Source organism: Pseudomonas sp. KBN12P06040 (assembly GCF_037574965.1).
Classification (GTDB): domain Bacteria; phylum Pseudomonadota; class Gammaproteobacteria; order Pseudomonadales; family Pseudomonadaceae; genus Pseudomonas; species Pseudomonas aeruginosa.
This window is the reverse complement of sequence record NZ_JBBELS010000001.1, coordinates 3,048,629-3,066,296: the sequence shown is the minus strand read 5'-3', so window position 1 is coordinate 3,066,296 and position 17,668 is coordinate 3,048,629. Positions and strand designations below refer to the sequence as shown.

Below are 17,668 nucleotides of genomic sequence, written 5' to 3'. Positions count from 1 at the left end.
ACAGCACCGGCGAGCAGTGCTAGGGCATGGAGAGTCGGCGCGAGCACGTCAGGCCATCAACCGCAGATGGCGCGGCACGTCCGGACGCCGGTAGAAGCTCGGCGCGGGCACGTCGAAGGTGCGGGAGACTTCGCGCACGTTGTGGATGAAGAACATGTGCCGCGACGCGTCGAAAGGCAGCTTGATATCGAAGCCGATAGCCCGAAGACGGGCGCGATGGGTCTGTACAGCAGACTTATTGAAATCGAATGTCTTGCCGTTCATCCATTCCATTGCATAGGTTGCAGTACGAGTGGCCGCCTGCATGGAGTTGCAGACGCCTACACGCATCAGTTCTTCGGAAATGCTGGCAATGTCATGTGCGGTCAGGGTCATTTTGTCGCCCACCTTCAAAAATTCGCCCAGGTGATCCCAGATGCGCTGTTCGTCGAACAGGCCCCAATGGCAGAGGCAATCCCTCTTCAGCAGCTCGCTCTTGAGCTTGATTTCAGCGCGGACAACTCCGACTTCTACGCACCAGTCGCGCACCTGGCTGACGTAGCGATACTCCTCAGACTCAGCGCCGTAACGTCGTAGAACCTTCGGCAGCAAATGCCGGGTCAGTTCCAGCCCCTTGTCGTAGTAACCCGGGTACACCAGGCGACCGGCCTTCTCTCCCCCGCTGGGCGTCCACACAACGGTGCCGCCGTCCGGGTACAAGTAGCCGATGGAATTCCGGAAACGCTGGCTCGACAGAGCCCGCAGATATGCCGACTCGTTGCCCTTCCCTACGAAGAGATTCCGGGTCGCATCGATCCGAGTGAAAGTGAACCCGTCCACCACCGCCGAACCGTCCTGCAGACGATCAAGCCGGGTGCATCGAGTGAGCGGCGGAAGACCGATTTCCGGTGCGGTCAAGATCGAGTTGATGACGGCCATGTTGTCCGCGAGCGTGGTCAGGCCGTAGAGGTTGTCCAGGCGATTAACGCGGCTCGCATTGCCGTCGACGTACACCCGGCGCCCTGCCACCTGAATGCGAAACTTCGTGCTGTAGCTACCCTCAGCATGGAAGGGCGGGCACGACTGGCTCAGCACCTCATTGGTCTCTGAGTCGACGTTCAGTCGAATGACCTTGCCCACCTGGGGAATGTCGAACGGGAAATCCTGATAGCCGGATATCCAGTCGTAGAACATCGGTGAACGCGGATCAGTCGAAGGCGACATTGATTTCCCTGTCGAAACTGAGTTTCTAAGAAATTAGATTCGAGCGGAAAATTAGATTCTTAGATTCTCAATGTCAAGGGTCTTAGAAAATCAGGCTAGGATAGGCCCCGCCAAACAGTTGACGGACATAGGAACGAGATGCCCACAAAGCACATCGACGACGCGACATGGCGAAAGGTCGAGAAAGAGACCGTCAAAGCCGTGATCCACTTGCAAGCATCGGTAAAGGACACCGAGGTCCTACGCTGGCTGATACTGAAGGGTCTCGAAGAAATGACCCCGGAAGACCTTGAGCGCTTCCACAAAAAAAGGGACTAGCCACGCGACGAAGACGAGGCCGCATGCGAAGTCAAAAGCGACTGCGCGCATGGGGTCACCCCGGAGTTCCGGGGTAAAGTGGGGGTGTTACAGCACCCCCACCCCTACAGCGTCATTCCCGTGACGCATCACGCGAATTCAGCACAGTCAAAAGCATGTCTCCGACGGCCAGGGTTGCACCCTGGACGCAAGCAAGATCGTAGGGCGCTGCCCTACAACCCGCTCTTGCCGCCGAGGGCTCAGGAGGCAGGGACGGAAGAGCTGTCCCTCCCTCCCGAGCTGAGGCTGTTGGCCGAGGTGGTTCAAGGGTTCGCTCCGCCCGGGACTCCGTTTGTCACCGCAAGCGCTGACAAGCCGGGGTCGCGGCCCTTGACCTGCCGGGACTCCCATGGGGCTGGGGGATCCAAAAAGCGGGCGGCGCTATTTATCGTGACGAGCCGCGTGGCGTCACACTAAATACCGACGAACGGTCGCTATTTATCGTGATTCGTCACGCTAATTCATTTATTTATCGTGATGCGTCACGTATAATTATCCCATGCCCAGCCAGCATGGAGACGCCGCAATGATTGACCCAACCGACAAGCAAACCCAACCCCTCCCCCTGGAGCAGCCGAAGCGCGGGCGCGGTCGGCCAGCCACCGGCAAAGCCCTGTCCGACGCAGAGCGGGCGCGGCGCTACCGGGCGAACAAGAAAAAGCGTGACGATCAACCGTCACGAAAAGAGAACGAGGAAGGGAAACTGGCGCTGTACCGGAGAACAGTGTTCCAGCAAGCTGAGCAAATACGGGCGCTTGAACAGCAACTGGTGCAGCAGCACGAGGAATACAACGACCTGGTACACAAGCTCATGGCTGAACGCGACCAGCTCAAGCGCGACCTGGCTACCAAGCCAAGGCGTCACCGCGATCAACCTGCCGCCGAACTGCCAGAGAGCGCCTACGAGGACGAACCCGAGGCGAAGACCTGGACGCTCCAGGGACGCAGCGGAAGCGGCAAGTGGCAGAACCTGGCCGCAGGCCTGGACCGCAAAGAAGCCAGCCGGCAACTGGATCGAGTGATCGACAACAAGCTGCTGGGATCCACGAAGGGCCGCCAATACCGACTGGTTGAAGAATAAGCGTGACGTCACGCAATAACAGGTCGCATCGCATAATGGGGATTACGTGTAAATGCTTGACCGGACTGCAATTTTCCGGTCTGCGCATTCTCCCTTCGGTCGGGCCTGGCCTAACGTAATCCCGTCCACATTATGCGAAGCAAGAGTGTTAAGGCCAAATAGTAATGTCTCGATCTAGCCAAATAGAAATGTCCCAAATCGGCGTCTAGGGTTTCCCTCCTGCATCACCGGAGGCACGCCATGACTGCGGCAACTTGCGGATGGGTCACAATGAGCATGCGGGAGCTGGATCGCCTCAAGGTCATCGAGGCAATCATCGAGGGTCGGTTGAAACCTGCCGCTGCGGCGCAGCGTCTGCGCCTGACGACACGTCAGGTGCACCGGCTGGTTCTGCGTTATCGCGAGGACGGCCCAGCCGGCCTAGCATCTCGTCGACGTGGTCAGCCGAGTAACCGGCAGCTGTCGCCAGGTCTGGAGAATCGCGCCATTAGCTTGATTCGACGGAACTATAGCGACTTTGGTCCAACTCTGGCCCAGGAAAAACTGGTCGAGTGCCACGGCCTTAAGCTGGCCAAAGAAACGGTACGACGGATCATGGTTAAAGCCAGCGTGTTCCGCAGTAACCACAAGGCGCCTCAGGGCGGCGACGGCTATACCCAGTTCGGCCGAGCGATGGAAGATTTGGATCTGATCTTCGCCTGGCGAGAAGCGCGGCGAGTTTCGCAGCGGTTGACCGTGCAGTACGACAAGGTGCTGTATCTGCTAGCGGACACTCCGCAGTCCCGTCGCCTGGCGGGTGATCATGTCGAGATCTACCACTACCCGGATGGCCGCATCGAGCCCAGGGTGGACGGCACCGCCCTCCCCTTTACCACCTACGACAAACTCTGCGAGATAGACCAGGGTGCCATCGTCGAGAACAAGCGCTTGGGTCATGTGCTGCAAGTCGCCCAGCTCGTCCAAGCGCAGCGCGACAGTCGGCGCTCGCAATCGGTACCGGGAAATCCGCGGCAGTCAACGCAAGGCAAGATGCTGTCGAAGAAGGCGCAGCGAGAACTGATGCCGGAAGATATCGCCGCCGCCCTGGATAACACGCCACCATCGAGGCGAAGTCGCCATGCGTGAGTCAATCAGCGCCGAGGCACTGAAGATACTAGTGGTTGCCGGAGCTGCGCGGTACTTACGTGCTATTCCGGCGCCTTCCGGCCACGGTTGGCAGCTCCAAGTGCGCTACAGTCCCGACGGTCAATATTACCCGCTACGTTCTCGAGGTGAACTTGTGCGCGTATTTGGATCACTGGACTCGCTTAATCGGTACGCAAATCGTTTGGGCATCCACACGTATAGCGTGGAGTTATAACTGTGACACGAATTTCCCCATGTGGGGAGTCGACAGGTTTCTAGAAAAATAGTTCGATAAGTGTAGCGACTTTCGTTTGCAAACCGCTACAAATAGCGCTGCGGGCCAACCAGCTGAGTTTTTCCAACACCTGACAGTGTGGAATAACGCTTCTCCGAGTTCCGGAATCAAGGGCTATGGTATCTACATATTATTTAGCGGGTGTGATAATTTTTATCTAGCCCTCTTTATCGAAGGAGAGGGCCAGATAACATTAGATCGCTGCAAAATAGGCCAGCAGCAAGGCTACTGCGGTCGTATAGCGGAGGCCCGATTTGATCGTATTGAATACGTCGCTGAAATTTGGCGCGTCCAGACGTAGGCCAACACCAGGCCCTACCAACGTCTTAATATCCTCGGGGAGCGTCATTGCCTGCCAAGTGCCTGGAGCCAGTGTCCGCAGGTTCACACCGTAGGAAACCAGCAGCCCGGACTCCTGCGAAATGCCTCCGGAGGCGTCCGGAGATAGACCAACGTCGGTTGGATAGACGTTCAGGCTGCCCTTGAAGCGGTCAAGATATCCGCTGCCGAAGCGAGCCTTTATTCTATCAAGATTCTGCGCCATGGAGGTGAGCAAAGGAAGTATCTCAACGTTGCAAACACGTTCCTTTTCATTGACCATCCTGAAACCAATGGTTACGCCGTTGGCTAGTTCTTGGGCAAGCAACGTCGAATACTGCTGGTCCGCTTTGCTGATGTCTCCGCCCGGGACGAATTCCGGGTGTAGCTTCAGCGGAATGTCCCATGCCTCTATAGTCTGTGCTTCGGGGAAGACAAAGCCAGGATTGCATTGACGGGCAAAACCCTTATAGATATTAGCCAGGGATTGACCAGGGTTCTGGTAGATATTGATCTCGGCCATGGTTGCCTCCTCTAGAGTCCCAGGGATCGTTGGAGATAGTCCGCGCGATTGTTCAATCGCCTGGCTATGCCATCGCTCGGATCGGTACTGTTGGGAGTACCATTCCAGTTCCTCAACTCCCTAATGGCGGCTGGCCAGTCGCTCTGAGAAATAGCAGTCTCAAAGTTTGGGAACGAGGAATACTCACCATAGTGGTAATACAGGTCTGTCACTATGGTTTTGACCGCCGGAGGTAAGGTGCTCCACTGCTGGAACTTCACCTTCATCCGATCAGTGACCTTGATCATCTTGGCGGTAAAGAGGGACAGCCCGTCTTCATCTGTGAGTACCGGGATGAGTTGGGCTAATGCCTGGAAGGTCGCGGTGTTCGCTCCTTTCAAGCCGAGGGCGGGGCGAATTTTTTTGCGCGTGGATTCAGCGATGTTCAGAGCCTGAATGCCGGATTCATCGTGCTGGCCGACATCGAAGCCATAGCCAATCGTTACACCTGATTCACCGTTGGGGTCAGAGGTCGGAATAGTAGCTCTGTTGCCTCGCCCACCAGGTGGAAGCTCATGACGGGCGGTGAAATCGATATTAATACCCATTTCAATCAGATAGGAAATATTGGACTGGAGGCGGCTGACCTTATCGGCTTTGTCACCATCGATGCGGTCTTGGATAAAGGTATTGATCTGCTGGTTCAATTGCACCTGGAGGTCGCTCACCGAAATACTGTTGGCTCCTCCGGTTTCGGCGACCGTACGAATAGTGACCTCATGAACCTTGAAGTAGTCGTCGAACACTAGAACGGGCCGCCCGGCAGTCTGGCTTATGACCTGCGTCAGTTGCCCCGTCAATCCACCTTGTGCTGAGTAGCTGGGGGATGACAGCCAGTCGGTATAGAGGTCAGGAATTCCGTGAGTAATTCGGATCGGCTCTGGTTCCGCTGCGAGCAGAACACGCTGTGCCTCCTCTCGTTCTGGATTTTCTAGGTAATTGTATAGCCGCTCCAGATTGCGCTGAAGGGGCTGATCCAATTCTCTATCCACCTTAGTCTCCTCTGCTTAGTGAAGCCAATTTGTTATTTCATTGATTGTTCGCACTCGCTTTCTAGACGATTGAACTCAGTAGAATACTTGTCATATTCATTTTGCATTTTTTCCGGCAAATACTCTCGCTTCAGGTCTCTGAAGAAGCTGCCCTTCTCTAGTATCTTCTTGCATTGGTGGTTTTTGGCAGACAAGGAGAGATGTGCCGTATGAAAAACACGAGAGAGATAACCAAAACCTTCAAACATGTCCCTACACTCTGTTATCAGTTTTCGAGAAATCCAGTAGGCCTTCTCTGTCTCGTTATTCTTCAGTGCTTTCTTCACTTGCTTGTCGTTGAATTTTATAGAGGCGGGCTCGCAGATTGGGGAAGGCTTCCAATACGTGCCAGTAAAACCTGCTGCCGCCCCGCAGAAGCCCTGACAGTCCCTACTTGCGACTCCTTTCTCTATGGTAATTCTGTCATCATTCAGTTTGAAAACGACATCGCACGACATATCGCCGATGCCACGGACGTCGACCTGCACATGATCTGACTCTATAGTTCCATTCAATCCGCAAGCATGGGCATTGTGTCCAGTGCTTCGTATCCGAAACTTTTGAAGTCCTTCGAATAACGGAGATATCGTCAGCAGCCCACTATTTCCGGTCCTATAGTAATCCCCGGGTGGGAAGTAGCTCTTTGGTTCTTCAGCGACACAAAGAGTGATATTGTAGCAAAGGGCGAGTATGGCAAAAATGCTAATGCTTTTGAGCTTCATGTTTATGCCCTGCATGAAAGCGGCTAGGTGGGGCGCTGGGTGATCCCATATAGGATTGTTTTTTTGCTGGTCAGATCGACTGATCTATAAGTTCCGTCGAGCAGGCTAGTCCTCCCAAAAAACACAAGCAGACTTGTAAGAGTCATTCTGTTTTACCAGCACTTCATTCTCAACATCACTAAAGTTTAGACGTCATTGAGCATGAGCTGGAAAAAGTTGCGGCAACGACCCTAGACGCTGAACGCTGCTCACCTGGGACGTTCCACTTCCTTGCGAAACATCACTCTCTGCTTGAAGCCGAAACCTCCACCACCATCCAGCAGAGCGGGCGGAGCAACCGGTAGATCGGGCTCGCGGCAGGTGGCTATCACGCGCCTGGCGAAGACTTCATCGAGCGTACTGCGGCTCTTAACATTCCCCTCGCCGTACTGTACCCGGCAACTGCTTATGCGCCCCGACGAGCTTGCGAAGCGGAAAAACACCACAACATCGGCCTCGGGGATCTCATCTCCCGGTGCGAACAGCGGGTAACGAAGCCTCTTGGCGAATTCCTGGCGGAATTCCTGGATAAAAATGGCCTCTTGCTCTGCTCGCTCCTGCAAAGTGACTGAATGGGAGCAGCCGCCGATCAGACTCAGCAATACCAATAGGCAAACTATCCTCAACGCTCTTCCTCCTTGAAAAAGAGGCAATCTTTTATTTTAGTATCTAGAAATGGCTCTTGACGTCTAAGCCAAGAACTGCAAGAGCTTCCAGCGCCAGGTTTTGACCTTCTGCAATACCCGAATTATGTGCAAACTCGACAAGTCGCTCGATTACTCCGACGCTACCCTGATCTGGCTCGACAAATTCCGATATATTATCCATAGCAACTGAGGCGTCCCACGCAGCCTGACTAAGCAGCTCTTTATACAATGCATCAGCGCTAGATATATTACGAACATTTGCGAGATTAAGCCTGGTTCGATCCAAGGCTTCGTGCGCGATCTGAAGTAGCAAATATGGAAATGGATTCTTTTGAGTTCGACGTTTCCTGCATGAGTCGCTAATTAGTCCAGCAAGCATTGCTGATCCTTCGGCCTCAATGCGAAGGGAATCATCAGCAATCGATATTGTCCGCGCCTTCGCAATATAGCCCAAAACGTAAGCATCGAACTGAGTCTCGGCAATCATAGACAGAATCTGATTATTACGATTATTGAAATTCATAAGATGCTCCTTGCCCAATCTCAAACTAGATAGATCAGTGGAAACTGTTTCTGAATTCTGTAGTAGACTGCCCGGTCCAACGTCTGAATGCATGTCTAAAACTCGCTGTTTCCGAGTACCCCAGAATATCGCTAATACGATCAACTGGTATAGATGAATTCAGTAGCAGTGCAATTGCTCGTTCTTTGCGGGCCTTATCTACAATCTGGCGATAAGTGCATCCCTCGTCCGCCAGGCGACGTCTTACCGTCCGCTCATTCATGCATAAATACTTTGCGGTAGTCACCAAGCTAGGGTATTGATCTGGTATGGACTCAAGGAATAACTCGATTCGCTGACGGAGCCCTCCCATCTCTACTTCCAACAGAGCATTGAAACTCTCACCTGCCATATTCAGGGCTGACTGAAATACCGCCGGATTGGCAGTCGCCAGTGTTCTATTCAACTGATGAGCTGGAAAGCTAAATATTATGTCACTTCCTTCATGCTTCACAGGCAAAGAAAAGAAACTTTCATAGATTATTTTATCTGCGCAGTGCACAGGTACTGTCAATGCAGAGATGGGAAAGTCATTACCTAACAGGTCCATAATGAGCTTGTAGGTTGCAGAGGCTATAACATTTACATGAAACTGACGGGATGCGTCATTCCACTCCGGCTTAAAGTTAACTGAAATATGGATTTCTACTTCGTAATTCTCCCTAGGCTTGACGTCAACATTAGCTATATCACGATTGAACAACTTGACATAGGCCTTTATGACTTTCAAAATATCACCTACGTTCTCAGCGCATAGCAACGCCAATCCTATCACGCCATAATCAGATATATGGTAATAAGTACCAAGATTCAGTCCTTCTTTTCCTGAATACCCCTTGCTAACTATCCAGTTGTAAAGTGCGTCACTTCTTGACTCTTGATCTGCCGCAAAGGGTGGTATTGCGATATCTCGATCACGAAGATAGTTCTGCAGAGGGCGCCATTCAAAATCAAATATGTGTTCGGTCACCATGTCTATATTCACCTCACCCCTACTGTTCTTGATATAGCCCTGAACGCTGCAAGTGCCTCATGCTCCATACGGATGCCGTCAACGTTGTAGTCGACATACGCGGAGGTCTTTGCAATCACCACACGCCTAAGTGGATTTACATAAATAAACTGCCCGTACACTCCGATAGCCAAGAACTCCCCTTCTTTGCCTTCTGGAATCCACCACTGGTAACCATACCCAAGATTTGGCTCACCATCCTCTATGTAACGTCCAGGACGCAAGTGAGCACTCCGAGGTTTGGTTGATGCCTTGACCCACTCAGCACTTACAATTTGACTTCCAGTCAGGCTGCGACCGCCATGAAGAAATAATAGACCAATGCGTGCAAAGTCTCTTAGGCAAAGGTTCACCCCACCGAATGCTAGCTCTGTGCCCCGATCGTCTGTTAACCATGCACCTTCACATTCGGCACCCAGTTGGGGCCAAAGTCTTTGATTCATAAACTGTGAGGGGCCCATACCAGTCGCGCCCAATAAAACCATACCAAGCACCTGGGTATCTACGCTAACGTAGTGGTGCACTCTCCCCGGGGCATCTTCTCTTCTCAATGAACTCACTTTTTCATTTACTGATCCGCCAAGCGCTATAGTCCTACCTAGCTGGTTGATATCGGAGTCCGAATTCCCGTAGTCCTCACTGAAAGCTATTCCTGATGACATCTCAAGCACATCTCTCAAAGAAACACCCGCATATCCGCCAGCAGAAAGCTGTGGGGCGTACAGGTTCACAGGATCTAGCAGACTGTGTATTGATCCTTCATCAACTGCCATTCCAATCAAGAGGGACATTAATGATTTGCTTAGCGACCAGCCAATAGCAAGGCTTTTCGCACTATTGCCCAGGTAGTATTCCTCAAAGGCAATGCGATCGTCACTGAGAACTATAAGGCCGGTGGTATTGCTGCTCGCCAACCAGTCTTTAAAGCCAACCTCGTGACCTTGAAAGCTAAATGAGCCAGGCATATCCCTGAGTTTTTTTTCAAAAAAATGAGCCGCTCCGCTCTTCTTTATTGGGACCGAGTTAAACAGTCTCGGCATTGCTCGAAAATTTTCAGCAATTTTCCCCGAGTCAAACAAAGTGTAAAAATTCCACACTCTCACACCTGCACTACCAATGCAGGCGATGATAAAAAAGATGAGAATCATTGAGAGGAAAATAGCATTTCTCTTATTTATCATTCTTGGCGATCTCTCAGTTTGTGCTAGCTCGTCTCGACCCTGCTAACAGCCAGTGACTATCCGGTAGCGGAGCAAGGTTAAGTCCTTAAGGACTTTTCTCTTAACGGTGAAGATCAAGAGCACTTCACCATCTACTGATATTTACTTTTAACTCGCTTAACACTACTCCGCACGCATGCCATGCACTACTATTATCTGAGTCGCGAAGGTATCCGCCTCTCTTGGACTATGTTTTCAATTTAGCAACACGAAACACTGCAGTATGATCGATATCGCCCCTAGATGAAGCGGCAGACTCATCAATAGACGCCCGCAATAAAAAACCCAACATCACCGCATATCCCGGAGGATCAGCAACAGGATAGATTCGGTCTTTTTCATTGTTTCCATCCGCCGCCTCATGCGTACTACTAGCCCGGAAGCTGATAAAACCAGCATGAAGCATCTTTTTTCTAGAGTATCTTCGGACAAATGCCGGATATTTTCGGACACCCTCTTCGGCAGGTCCTTAGCGGCACCATGTCTTATCTGCGTTTTTACTTCATTAAACACCCCATGGAGAATACTAATGACATGTCACCCAGATTGTAACTATCGTAGATGAGTCGACTAGAAGTATTCGCTACAATTTATAGATTCGAAAATCCATTTCATGATATCGAGTGAACACTTGCTTGTGTTACTTCTGCGCTAGGTTCCGTACGCAAAGTAATGTCGTAAGCACCGTAGCGTGCAAGCCAGCGTGACCATTACGGCAAAACTCTTGACGAGCTTCAGAATCCCACGGCCAGCTCAGCTAGGTCCTGGGGACGAACCCCCGCCCGCCGAGGCTATCGACGCATCCGGAGGGTCTGGCGGCTTGACAGCGGGCGAAGGCTTGGCGGACTCTATATTGTATTTAGTCGATACCATCTCGCATCTTAGAGAACCCTCCCATGCCCCTGCCTGCCCTACCCCTGGATGCCCTACCCCTGGATGCCCTTCTCACCGGCCGCGCCCAGCCCTTCACCCGCCCCGGCTCGCGCAGCGGCATCGCCAAGTCTCCGCGCGACGGTGCGCTCAGGGTCACCCCCGTCGGCCTGGAGGGCGACGAACAGGGCGACCTGCGCGTCCATGGCGGCGTCGAGAAAGCGATCCACCATTACCCACGCGAACACTACGCCGCCTGGATCGCCGAACTGGGCGAACACCCCCTGCTGATGCAGGCGGGCGCCTTCGGCGAGAACTTCAGCACCAGCGGCTGGAGCGAAGCCGACGTCTGCCTCGGCGACCGAGTGCGGGCCGGCACCGCGCTGCTGGAGGTGTCCCAGGGGCGCATGCCCTGCTGGAAACTCAACGACCGCTTCGAGGTCGCCGGGATGTCCCTGAGGGTGCAGGAGTCCGGGCGCACCGGCTGGTACTACCGGGTGCTGGAGGAAGGCGTGGTGGCGGCTGGCGATATCCTGCAACTGGTCGAACGGCGCCATCCGGACTGGTCGCTGTTGCGCCTGTCCGAGGTGCTGTTCGACAGGCGGGCCGACGCCGAGCTGCTGCGCCAGTGCCTGGCGCTGCCGCTGACGCCATCCTGGCGGCGCACCCTGGAGCGGCGCCTGGAAAAAGGCCAGGTCGAGGACTGGGGGCCGCGCCTGGAGGGAGCCCCCGGCCAGGCCGAGACGCCCAGGCCGACCTGAGGAAGCGCCGACCGCCCCCGCAGGCAGGGAATCGGCCTGGGGATGCATGGAGTGCCGGAAAGCGGGTATAAAGCGCCAGCGTTAAGCGACCCAGACGTCTGCCAAAGGACCCCTTTCATGCTGCGGCTCTCGATGCCGGCCCTGCTCCTGGCTCTTGCCGGCTGCGCCACCAAGCCCCCCGCCAATCCCGATAACCTCTGCGAGATCTTCCGCGAAAAACCGAAATGGCACGAGGCGGCGCTGAAGATGCAGCAGCGCTGGGGCGCGCCGGTCCAGGTGCCGATGGCGATGATGTACCAGGAATCGTCCTTCAAGCACGACGCCCTGCCGCCGCGCTACTACTTCCTCGGTTTCATCCCCTGGGGCCGGGTCAGCTCCGCCTACGGCTACGCCCAGGCCAAGGACGAGACCTGGGCCGACTACAAGCGCGAGGCCGGCGGCTGGGGCGCCAGCCGCGACGACTTCGCCGACGCCCTGGACTTCATGGGCTGGTACATCCAGAAGAGCCAGCGAGTCAACGGCGTCTCCAAGTGGGACGCCTACGGCCAGTACCTGAACTACCACGAGGGCTGGGGCGGCTACCGCAACCGCAGCTACGACGCCAAGCCATGGCTGAAGAACGTCTCGCAGAAGGTCCAGTCCCGCGCCTCGCTGTTCGGCGCCCAGTACCGCAGTTGCCAGCAGGAACTGTCGCGCGGCGGCTGGTTCTGGTAGCCCGGTCCGCGCACGCCGCGGGCTCGAACCTCTTCCGCCTTCGACGAGGGTAGCGTCCGCCAAGACGGTCCCAAGCCGGATCGGCACGCTCGAACGGCCATCCTGCGTCATGGAACCGCAGGCGCATCCTGCCCAGGCAGCCCGCAGCGCCAGTGAACAGGCGGGTCGTCGAACCGGCGGCTGGCCACCTGGCCGAGCGGCCTGCCCTCACCTTTCACCCCGCTTCGCTTCCCAGGCCAGAGCGCTCGCGGATTGGCAGCGTCAGATTTCCTCGTCTACTGTTTGGATAAAAGTTTGGCGCCAGAAATACGTCAATAAATTGACTAAAAAAACTTACCCAGACTACGGATATTTCCCTGGGAATGCTAAGATAGCTATCACAAAGCCACTATCGACGAATGAACCTATTCGACGGGAAAATGACTAAACCGCGTGGCAAATGAAAAATAGTCACTAAATTGACGCTTCACCGCCTTGCTCTTCCCTATCCACTCAATGGACTGCCCGTGATCGGCAGAGCAAACAACATGCATTCGAAGTCGGTAGATAGCCTGTCGCTGACACGGGCTGGATTCATCGAGTACTTCCTGGTCGCGACCAAGCTGGTACACGCGCTCACCGCCATCGCCCCGGCGCTGTTCCTGCTGTACTACCCCGGCCTGGTTCCCGTGGAGCTGCGCAGCAACATGCTCGGGCTGCTGCTGTTCTTCGGCGCGCTCACGGTGATCATGTTCCAGGCACTGGACGTCTACTCCGACGATATCTTCAGCAACCGCCTGCGCTTCCGCATCATGTTCTTCGCCTGGGCCTCGGCGTTCTGCCTGCTGTTGTTCATGTACCAGGGCCTGGGCCTGTTTCCCTACCTCAGCAGCAAGCTGGTGATCTTCTGGTTCACCGGCAGCCTGCTGCTGTTCGGCGTGCAGCGCCTGCTGGTGCTGCGCCTGTACCGGGCCTGGATGAAACGCGGCATGTACCTGCAACGCACGGTGATCCTCGGCTTCACCGAGAGCGGCATGCACCTGGCCGAATACCTGGTACGCAACCACGACATCCGCTCCGGCATCATCGGCTTCATCGACGACCGCTCCGAGCGGGTCCCGGAGAACTACAACTCGCTGCCGCTGCTGGGCAACACCAAGGACCTGGAGAAGCTGATCCGCCAGGAACAGGTCGACCAGGTGCTGGTCGCCCTGCCCTGGTTCGCCGAGGGGCGCATCGGCGCCATCGTCCACCGCCTGCGGCAATTGCCGGTGAACGTCCTGCTGGTGCCGGACATGGCTGCCTTCCGGCATGCCCACAACCGCATCGTCGACGTTTCCGGGATCCCCATGTTCAACGCGTCCGAGCTGCCGCTGCGCGGCTGGTCGCCGCTGATCAAGCGCTGCGAGGACCTGGTCCTGGCGAGCATCGCGCTGGTCCTCTTCGCCCCGCTGATGGCCCTGGTGGCCCTGGCGATCAGGCTCGACTCCAAGGGGCCGGTGCTGTTCCGGCAGAAACGCTACGGCTACAACAACCGGCTGATCTGGGTCTTCAAGTTCCGCTCGATGTACACGGAAAGGACCGACGCCAACGCCGAACGCCAGACCACCCGCGACGACGACCGCATCACCCGGGTCGGCCGCTTCATCCGCAAGACCAGCATCGACGAGCTGCCGCAGCTGTTCAACGTGCTCGCCGGCAGCATGTCGATGGTCGGCCCGCGCCCCCACGCCACGGCGACCAAGGCCGCCGGCATTCCCTTCGAGGAGGCGGTCAGCGAATACAGCTCGCGCCACCGGGTCAAGCCCGGCATCACCGGCTGGGCGCAGATCAACGGCTACCGCGGTGAGACCGACACCCTGCACAAGATCAAGAAACGCGTGGAATACGACCTCGAATACATCGCCAAGTGGTCGGTGTGGTTCGACCTCTACATCCTGTTCCGTACGGTGCCAGCCGTACTCCTGACCAAGGAAGTCTACTGATGAACGCCGTCGCCCCGCTGATCCCATGCATCGTTTCCGGCGGTTCCGGGACCCGCCTGTGGCCGGTTTCCCGGGAGAGCATGCCGAAACCCTTCATGCGCCTGGCCGATGACCAGAGCCTGTTGCAGAAGACCTTCCTGCGTATCGCCGGGCTGCCGGACGTCGCCCGCCTGCTCACGGTGACCAACCGCGACCTGCTGTTCCGTACCCTGGACGACTACCGCGCGGTCAACCGTAGCGGCCTGGCCCAGGACCTGCTGCTGGAGCCGGTGGGACGCAATACCGCGCCGGCCATCGCCGCCGCCGCGCTGCATGTGCAGGAGCACTTCGGCGACCAGGCGCAGTTGCTGATCCTTCCCGCCGACCACCTGATCCGCGACGAGCAGGCCTTCGCCGCGGCGGTGGCCGAGGCTCGCGGACTCGCGGCCCAAGGCTACCTGGTGACCTTCGGCATCACCCCGGAGCGCGCCGAGACCGGCTTCGGCTATATCGAACAGGGCGCCCCGCTGGGCAACGGCTTCCGGGTCGCGCGCTTCGTCGAGAAACCCGACCAGGCCACCGCTCAGTCCTACCTGGACAGCGGCAAGTACCTGTGGAATGCCGGCATGTTCTGCTTCCAGGCCGCCACCGTGTTGCAGGAACTGGAACGCCACGCGCCGGAGGTGCTGATCGCCGCCCGCGCCGCCCTGGCCGACGGCAGCAGCCTGGAGAACGGCCAGTGCCGCCAGCGCGAGCTGGCCGCCGGGGCCTTCGCCGAGGCGCCGGACATCTCCGTCGACTACGCGCTGATGGAGCGCTCGGACAAGGTCGCCGTGGTGCCCTGCTCCATCGGCTGGAGCGACATCGGCTCCTGGCAGGCGCTGCGCGAACTCAGCGCGGCGGACGAGAACGGCAACCAGGTACGCGGCGAAAGCGTGCTGCACGACGTCAGCAACTGCTACATCGATTCGCCGAAGCGCCTGGTCGGCGCCGTCGGCGTGCACGACCTGATCATCGTCGACACCCCCGACGCCCTGCTGGTGGCCGACGCGGCGCGCAGCCAGGACGTCAAGTTCGTCGCCCAGGAACTCAAGCGTCGCGGCCACGACGCCTTCCGCCTGCACCGCACGGTCAGCCGGCCCTGGGGCACCTACACCGTGCTCGAGGAAGGCCGCCGCTTCAAGATCAAGCGCATCGTGGTGCGCCCCAAGGCTTCGCTGTCGTTGCAGATGCACCACCATCGCAGCGAGCACTGGATCGTGGTCAGCGGCATGGCGCTGGTGGAGAACGGCGAGCGCGAGTTTCTCCTCAACACCAACGAATCCACCTTCATCCCCGCCGGGCATAGCCACCGCCTGAGCAACCCGGGGATCATCGACCTGGTGATGATCGAGGTGCAGAGCGGCGAGTACCTCGGCGAGGACGACATCGTCCGCTTCAACGACATCTACGGTCGCGCCCCCGCCAGCGACGAGAAGAAAGCCTGATGCGCTGCGCCCTGGTCATTCCCACGCGCAACGCCGGCGCGCACCTGGACCGGCTGCTGCCGGCCCTGGCCGCGCAACGGCGGCAGCCGGACAGCATCCTGGTGGTGGACAGCCGCTCCAGCGACGACACGGTGGAGCGCTTCCGCGCCTTCGGCGCGCGGGTCGAGGTCATCGAGCCGGCCAGCTTCAACCACGGCGGGACGCGGCGCTGGGCCAGCCAGCAGGTCGAGGCCGACGCGCTGATCTGCCTGACCCAGGACGCCATTCCCGCCTCGCCCGACAGTTTCGCCAACCTGCTCGACGAACTCTATGCCGAGGCCGACATCGGCGTGGCCTACGGCCGCCAGTTGCCGCACCCCGGCGCCGGCCTGCTCGGCGCCCAGGCGCGGCGCTTCAACTACCCGCCGGAAAGCCGCAGCAAGCGCCTGGCCGACGCCTCGGAACTGGGGATCAAGACCTGCTTCAGTTCCGACTCGTTCTCCGCCTACCGCAGCGACGCCCTGGCGGCCGTCGGCGGCTTCCCCGAAGACGTCATCGGCAGCGAGGACGCCTACGTCGCCGCGCGCCTGCTGCAGGCCGGCTACGCGGTGCGCTACGCGGCCAGCGCCGAGGTCTACCATTCCCACGATTACCGCTTGCTGGAAGAGTTCCGCCGCTATTTCGACATCGGCGTGTTCTACGGCCGCGAGCGTTGGATACGTGCCGCCTTCGGCGGCGCGGGTGGCGAGGGCAAGCGCTATGTCCTCGCCGAGATACAGGCCTTGCGTGCCGCCGGTGCCCTGTATCGCGTACCTGAAATAGCGCTGCGTAGCGCGTTCAAGCTGCTCGGCTACCGCCTTGGCCAGTTGGAACGCCACCTGCCGGTCGCCCTCAAGCGCCGCATCAGCATGTTTCCAGGCTACTGGAAGTGAACATCATGACCTACAGGAAGTGCTCCCTCATGAAACGCACCCTCCTCATGCTCGCCATGCTCGCCCTGGCCGCATGCAACACCCCCGCACGGATTCCCGCACCGGACAGCGACACCGTGGACAGCGGCAAGCGTGCCCTGGAAGAACTCGCCAGGCTACCGCCGGCGATGGAGCGGGTGCGCGTCGGGGACACCCTGCGGATCGTCCGCGATGCCGGGGAGATGCCGACCCTCTCGGCGTTCAACGTCGCCACCATCTATGAACTGACGCTGTACACCGTGCTCAACGACGGCAGCATCTACTATCCGTTCATCGGTCGCATCCAGGCCGCGCACCGTACGCCGCAGGAAATCGCCAACGAGCTGACCACCAAGCTCGCGCCGATCTACCGCGAGCCGCGGGTCACGGTGAACATCAACCAGGCGCCGGGCAATACGGTGTTCGTCGGCGGCGCGGTGCGCAACCCGTCGGCCGTGCCGATCCCCGCCGCCAACAACATGGAGCAGGCCATCCTCGGCGCCGGCGGCATCCTGCCGGTGGGCGACGCCCGCCGCGTGGCGCTCATGCGCGAGGACTCGGAAGGCCGCTACCACGCCTACTTCCTCGACTTCAGCCAGTTGATGAAGATCGGGCCGGAAGGCCGCAAGCCCCTGGCCATGCAGCGTGGCGACATCGTCTTCGTGCCCAAGTCGATGGTCGGCGACCGTATCGAGGGCGTCGACGTCTACCTGAACCAGTTGCTGCCCTTCGCCAAGTCCATCGGCGTCGGCGTCAGCTACACCGTCAACAACGATCGCTGAGGAGCGAC

Annotated in this window: 17 protein-coding genes; 8 read left to right on the top strand and 9 right to left on the bottom strand. The window is 57.6% G+C overall.

Features of this window, described 5'->3' with window-relative positions:
• Window positions 1-48: 48 nt before the first annotated feature.
• Complete coding sequence (locus VQ067_RS14465; RefSeq protein WP_317951601.1) at window positions 49-1,173, bottom strand: phage/plasmid replication domain-containing protein; 1,125 nt, start codon at window positions 1,171-1,173, stop codon at window positions 49-51.
• A gap of 913 nt (window positions 1,174-2,086) precedes the next feature.
• Here VQ067_RS14465 and VQ067_RS14460 point away from each other — a divergent pair.
• The gene (locus VQ067_RS14460) at window positions 2,087-2,641 is read left to right on the top strand and encodes a hypothetical protein (protein ID WP_317951602.1); all 555 of its coding nucleotides are present in this window, start codon (window positions 2,087-2,089) and stop codon (window positions 2,639-2,641) included.
• A gap of 240 nt (window positions 2,642-2,881) precedes the next feature.
• Window positions 2,882-3,766, top strand: a complete 885-nt coding sequence (locus tag VQ067_RS14455) for a helix-turn-helix domain-containing protein (protein WP_033958260.1) — start codon at window positions 2,882-2,884, stop codon at window positions 3,764-3,766.
• 488 nt (window positions 3,767-4,254) lie between these two features.
• Here VQ067_RS14455 and VQ067_RS14450 read toward each other — a convergent pair whose 3' ends face one another.
• The 8 genes from VQ067_RS14450 to VQ067_RS14415 all read right to left on the bottom strand — a co-directional run bounded on the left by VQ067_RS14450 (window position 4,255) and on the right by VQ067_RS14415 (window position 10,580).
• Complete coding sequence (locus VQ067_RS14450; protein ID WP_033990972.1) at window positions 4,255-4,902, bottom strand: DUF3218 family protein; 648 nt, start codon at window positions 4,900-4,902, stop codon at window positions 4,255-4,257.
• Between the two features lie 11 nt (window positions 4,903-4,913).
• Window positions 4,914-5,933 carry a pesticin C-terminus-like muramidase gene (locus tag VQ067_RS14445; RefSeq protein ID WP_003131856.1) on the bottom strand — a complete coding sequence of 340 codons (1,020 nt, stop codon included), beginning with the start codon at window positions 5,931-5,933 and terminating at the stop codon, window positions 4,914-4,916.
• Window positions 5,934-5,965: 32 nt separating this feature from the next.
• Complete coding sequence (locus VQ067_RS14440; RefSeq protein WP_003131854.1) at window positions 5,966-6,694, bottom strand: hypothetical protein; 729 nt, start codon at window positions 6,692-6,694, stop codon at window positions 5,966-5,968.
• 248 nt (window positions 6,695-6,942) lie between these two features.
• A complete protein-coding gene (locus VQ067_RS14435; protein ID WP_003111054.1) occupies window positions 6,943-7,359 on the bottom strand; it encodes a hypothetical protein in 417 nt (138 codons plus the stop codon).
• 43 nt (window positions 7,360-7,402) lie between these two features.
• On the bottom strand, window positions 7,403-7,903 hold the full coding sequence (locus VQ067_RS14430; protein ID WP_003131852.1) for a hypothetical protein: 501 nt from the start codon (window positions 7,901-7,903) through the stop codon (window positions 7,403-7,405).
• A gap of 34 nt (window positions 7,904-7,937) precedes the next feature.
• On the bottom strand, window positions 7,938-8,915 hold the full coding sequence (gene vqsM / locus VQ067_RS14425; RefSeq protein WP_034019758.1) for an HTH-type transcriptional regulator VqsM: 978 nt from the start codon (window positions 8,913-8,915) through the stop codon (window positions 7,938-7,940).
• 8 nt (window positions 8,916-8,923) lie between these two features.
• Entirely contained in the window at window positions 8,924-10,135 is a 1,212-nt protein-coding gene (locus VQ067_RS14420) for a serine hydrolase domain-containing protein (RefSeq protein ID WP_034019756.1), read from the bottom strand.
• Window positions 10,136-10,361: 226 nt separating this feature from the next.
• The gene (locus tag VQ067_RS14415; RefSeq protein ID WP_126071301.1) at window positions 10,362-10,580 is read right to left on the bottom strand and encodes a hypothetical protein; all 219 of its coding nucleotides are present in this window, start codon (window positions 10,578-10,580) and stop codon (window positions 10,362-10,364) included.
• Between the two features lie 490 nt (window positions 10,581-11,070).
• Here VQ067_RS14415 and VQ067_RS14410 point away from each other — a divergent pair, with 490 nt between their 5' ends.
• From VQ067_RS14410 to VQ067_RS14385, 6 genes are all read left to right on the top strand, one after another.
• Complete coding sequence (locus tag VQ067_RS14410) at window positions 11,071-11,805, top strand: MOSC domain-containing protein (protein ID WP_034019754.1); 735 nt, start codon at window positions 11,071-11,073, stop codon at window positions 11,803-11,805.
• 117 nt (window positions 11,806-11,922) lie between these two features.
• Window positions 11,923-12,519 (top strand): transglycosylase SLT domain-containing protein, encoded by a 597-nt coding sequence (locus VQ067_RS14405; protein WP_003089218.1) that lies wholly within the window; start codon window positions 11,923-11,925, stop codon window positions 12,517-12,519.
• A gap of 527 nt (window positions 12,520-13,046) precedes the next feature.
• Window positions 13,047-14,483, top strand: coding sequence for an undecaprenyl-phosphate glucose phosphotransferase (locus tag VQ067_RS14400; RefSeq protein WP_003111160.1), 1,437 nt, complete (start codon window positions 13,047-13,049; stop codon window positions 14,481-14,483).
• A complete protein-coding gene (locus tag VQ067_RS14395; RefSeq protein WP_003113717.1) occupies window positions 14,483-15,949 on the top strand; it encodes a mannose-1-phosphate guanylyltransferase/mannose-6-phosphate isomerase in 1,467 nt (488 codons plus the stop codon). The genes VQ067_RS14400 and VQ067_RS14395 overlap by 1 nt, the downstream gene beginning before the upstream one ends.
• On the top strand, window positions 15,949-16,860 hold the full coding sequence (locus VQ067_RS14390) for a glycosyltransferase family 2 protein (RefSeq protein ID WP_019485422.1): 912 nt from the start codon (window positions 15,949-15,951) through the stop codon (window positions 16,858-16,860). The genes VQ067_RS14395 and VQ067_RS14390 overlap by 1 nt, the downstream gene beginning before the upstream one ends.
• Before the next feature lie 29 nt (window positions 16,861-16,889).
• Window positions 16,890-17,660 carry a polysaccharide biosynthesis/export family protein gene (locus tag VQ067_RS14385; RefSeq protein WP_003089227.1) on the top strand — a complete coding sequence of 257 codons (771 nt, stop codon included), beginning with the start codon at window positions 16,890-16,892 and terminating at the stop codon, window positions 17,658-17,660.
• Window positions 17,661-17,668 lie beyond the last annotated feature (8 nt).

Coding starts and splice junctions, on each gene's coding strand:
- VQ067_RS14465 (WP_317951601.1), bottom strand. CDS start 1,173: ATGTTCTACGACTGGATATCCGGCTATCAGGATTTCCCGTTCGACATT.
- VQ067_RS14460 (WP_317951602.1), top strand. CDS start 2,087: ATGATTGACCCAACCGACAAGCAAACCCAACCCCTCCCCCTGGAGCAG.
- VQ067_RS14455 (WP_033958260.1), top strand. CDS start 2,882: ATGACTGCGGCAACTTGCGGATGGGTCACAATGAGCATGCGGGAGCTG.
- VQ067_RS14450 (WP_033990972.1), bottom strand. CDS start 4,902: ATGGCCGAGATCAATATCTACCAGAACCCTGGTCAATCCCTGGCTAAT.
- VQ067_RS14440 (WP_003131854.1), bottom strand. CDS start 6,694: ATGAAGCTCAAAAGCATTAGCATTTTTGCCATACTCGCCCTTTGCTAC.
- VQ067_RS14430 (WP_003131852.1), bottom strand. CDS start 7,903: ATGAATTTCAATAATCGTAATAATCAGATTCTGTCTATGATTGCCGAG.
- vqsM (WP_034019758.1), bottom strand. CDS start 8,915: ATGGTGACCGAACACATATTTGATTTTGAATGGCGCCCTCTGCAGAAC.
- VQ067_RS14420 (WP_034019756.1), bottom strand. CDS start 10,135: ATGATAAATAAGAGAAATGCTATTTTCCTCTCAATGATTCTCATCTTT.
- VQ067_RS14415 (WP_126071301.1), bottom strand. CDS start 10,580: ATGCTTCATGCTGGTTTTATCAGCTTCCGGGCTAGTAGTACGCATGAG.
- VQ067_RS14410 (WP_034019754.1), top strand. CDS start 11,071: ATGCCCCTGCCTGCCCTACCCCTGGATGCCCTACCCCTGGATGCCCTT.
- VQ067_RS14405 (WP_003089218.1), top strand. CDS start 11,923: ATGCTGCGGCTCTCGATGCCGGCCCTGCTCCTGGCTCTTGCCGGCTGC.
- VQ067_RS14400 (WP_003111160.1), top strand. CDS start 13,047: ATGCATTCGAAGTCGGTAGATAGCCTGTCGCTGACACGGGCTGGATTC.
- VQ067_RS14395 (WP_003113717.1), top strand. CDS start 14,483: ATGAACGCCGTCGCCCCGCTGATCCCATGCATCGTTTCCGGCGGTTCC.
- VQ067_RS14390 (WP_019485422.1), top strand. CDS start 15,949: ATGCGCTGCGCCCTGGTCATTCCCACGCGCAACGCCGGCGCGCACCTG.
- VQ067_RS14385 (WP_003089227.1), top strand. CDS start 16,890: ATGAAACGCACCCTCCTCATGCTCGCCATGCTCGCCCTGGCCGCATGC.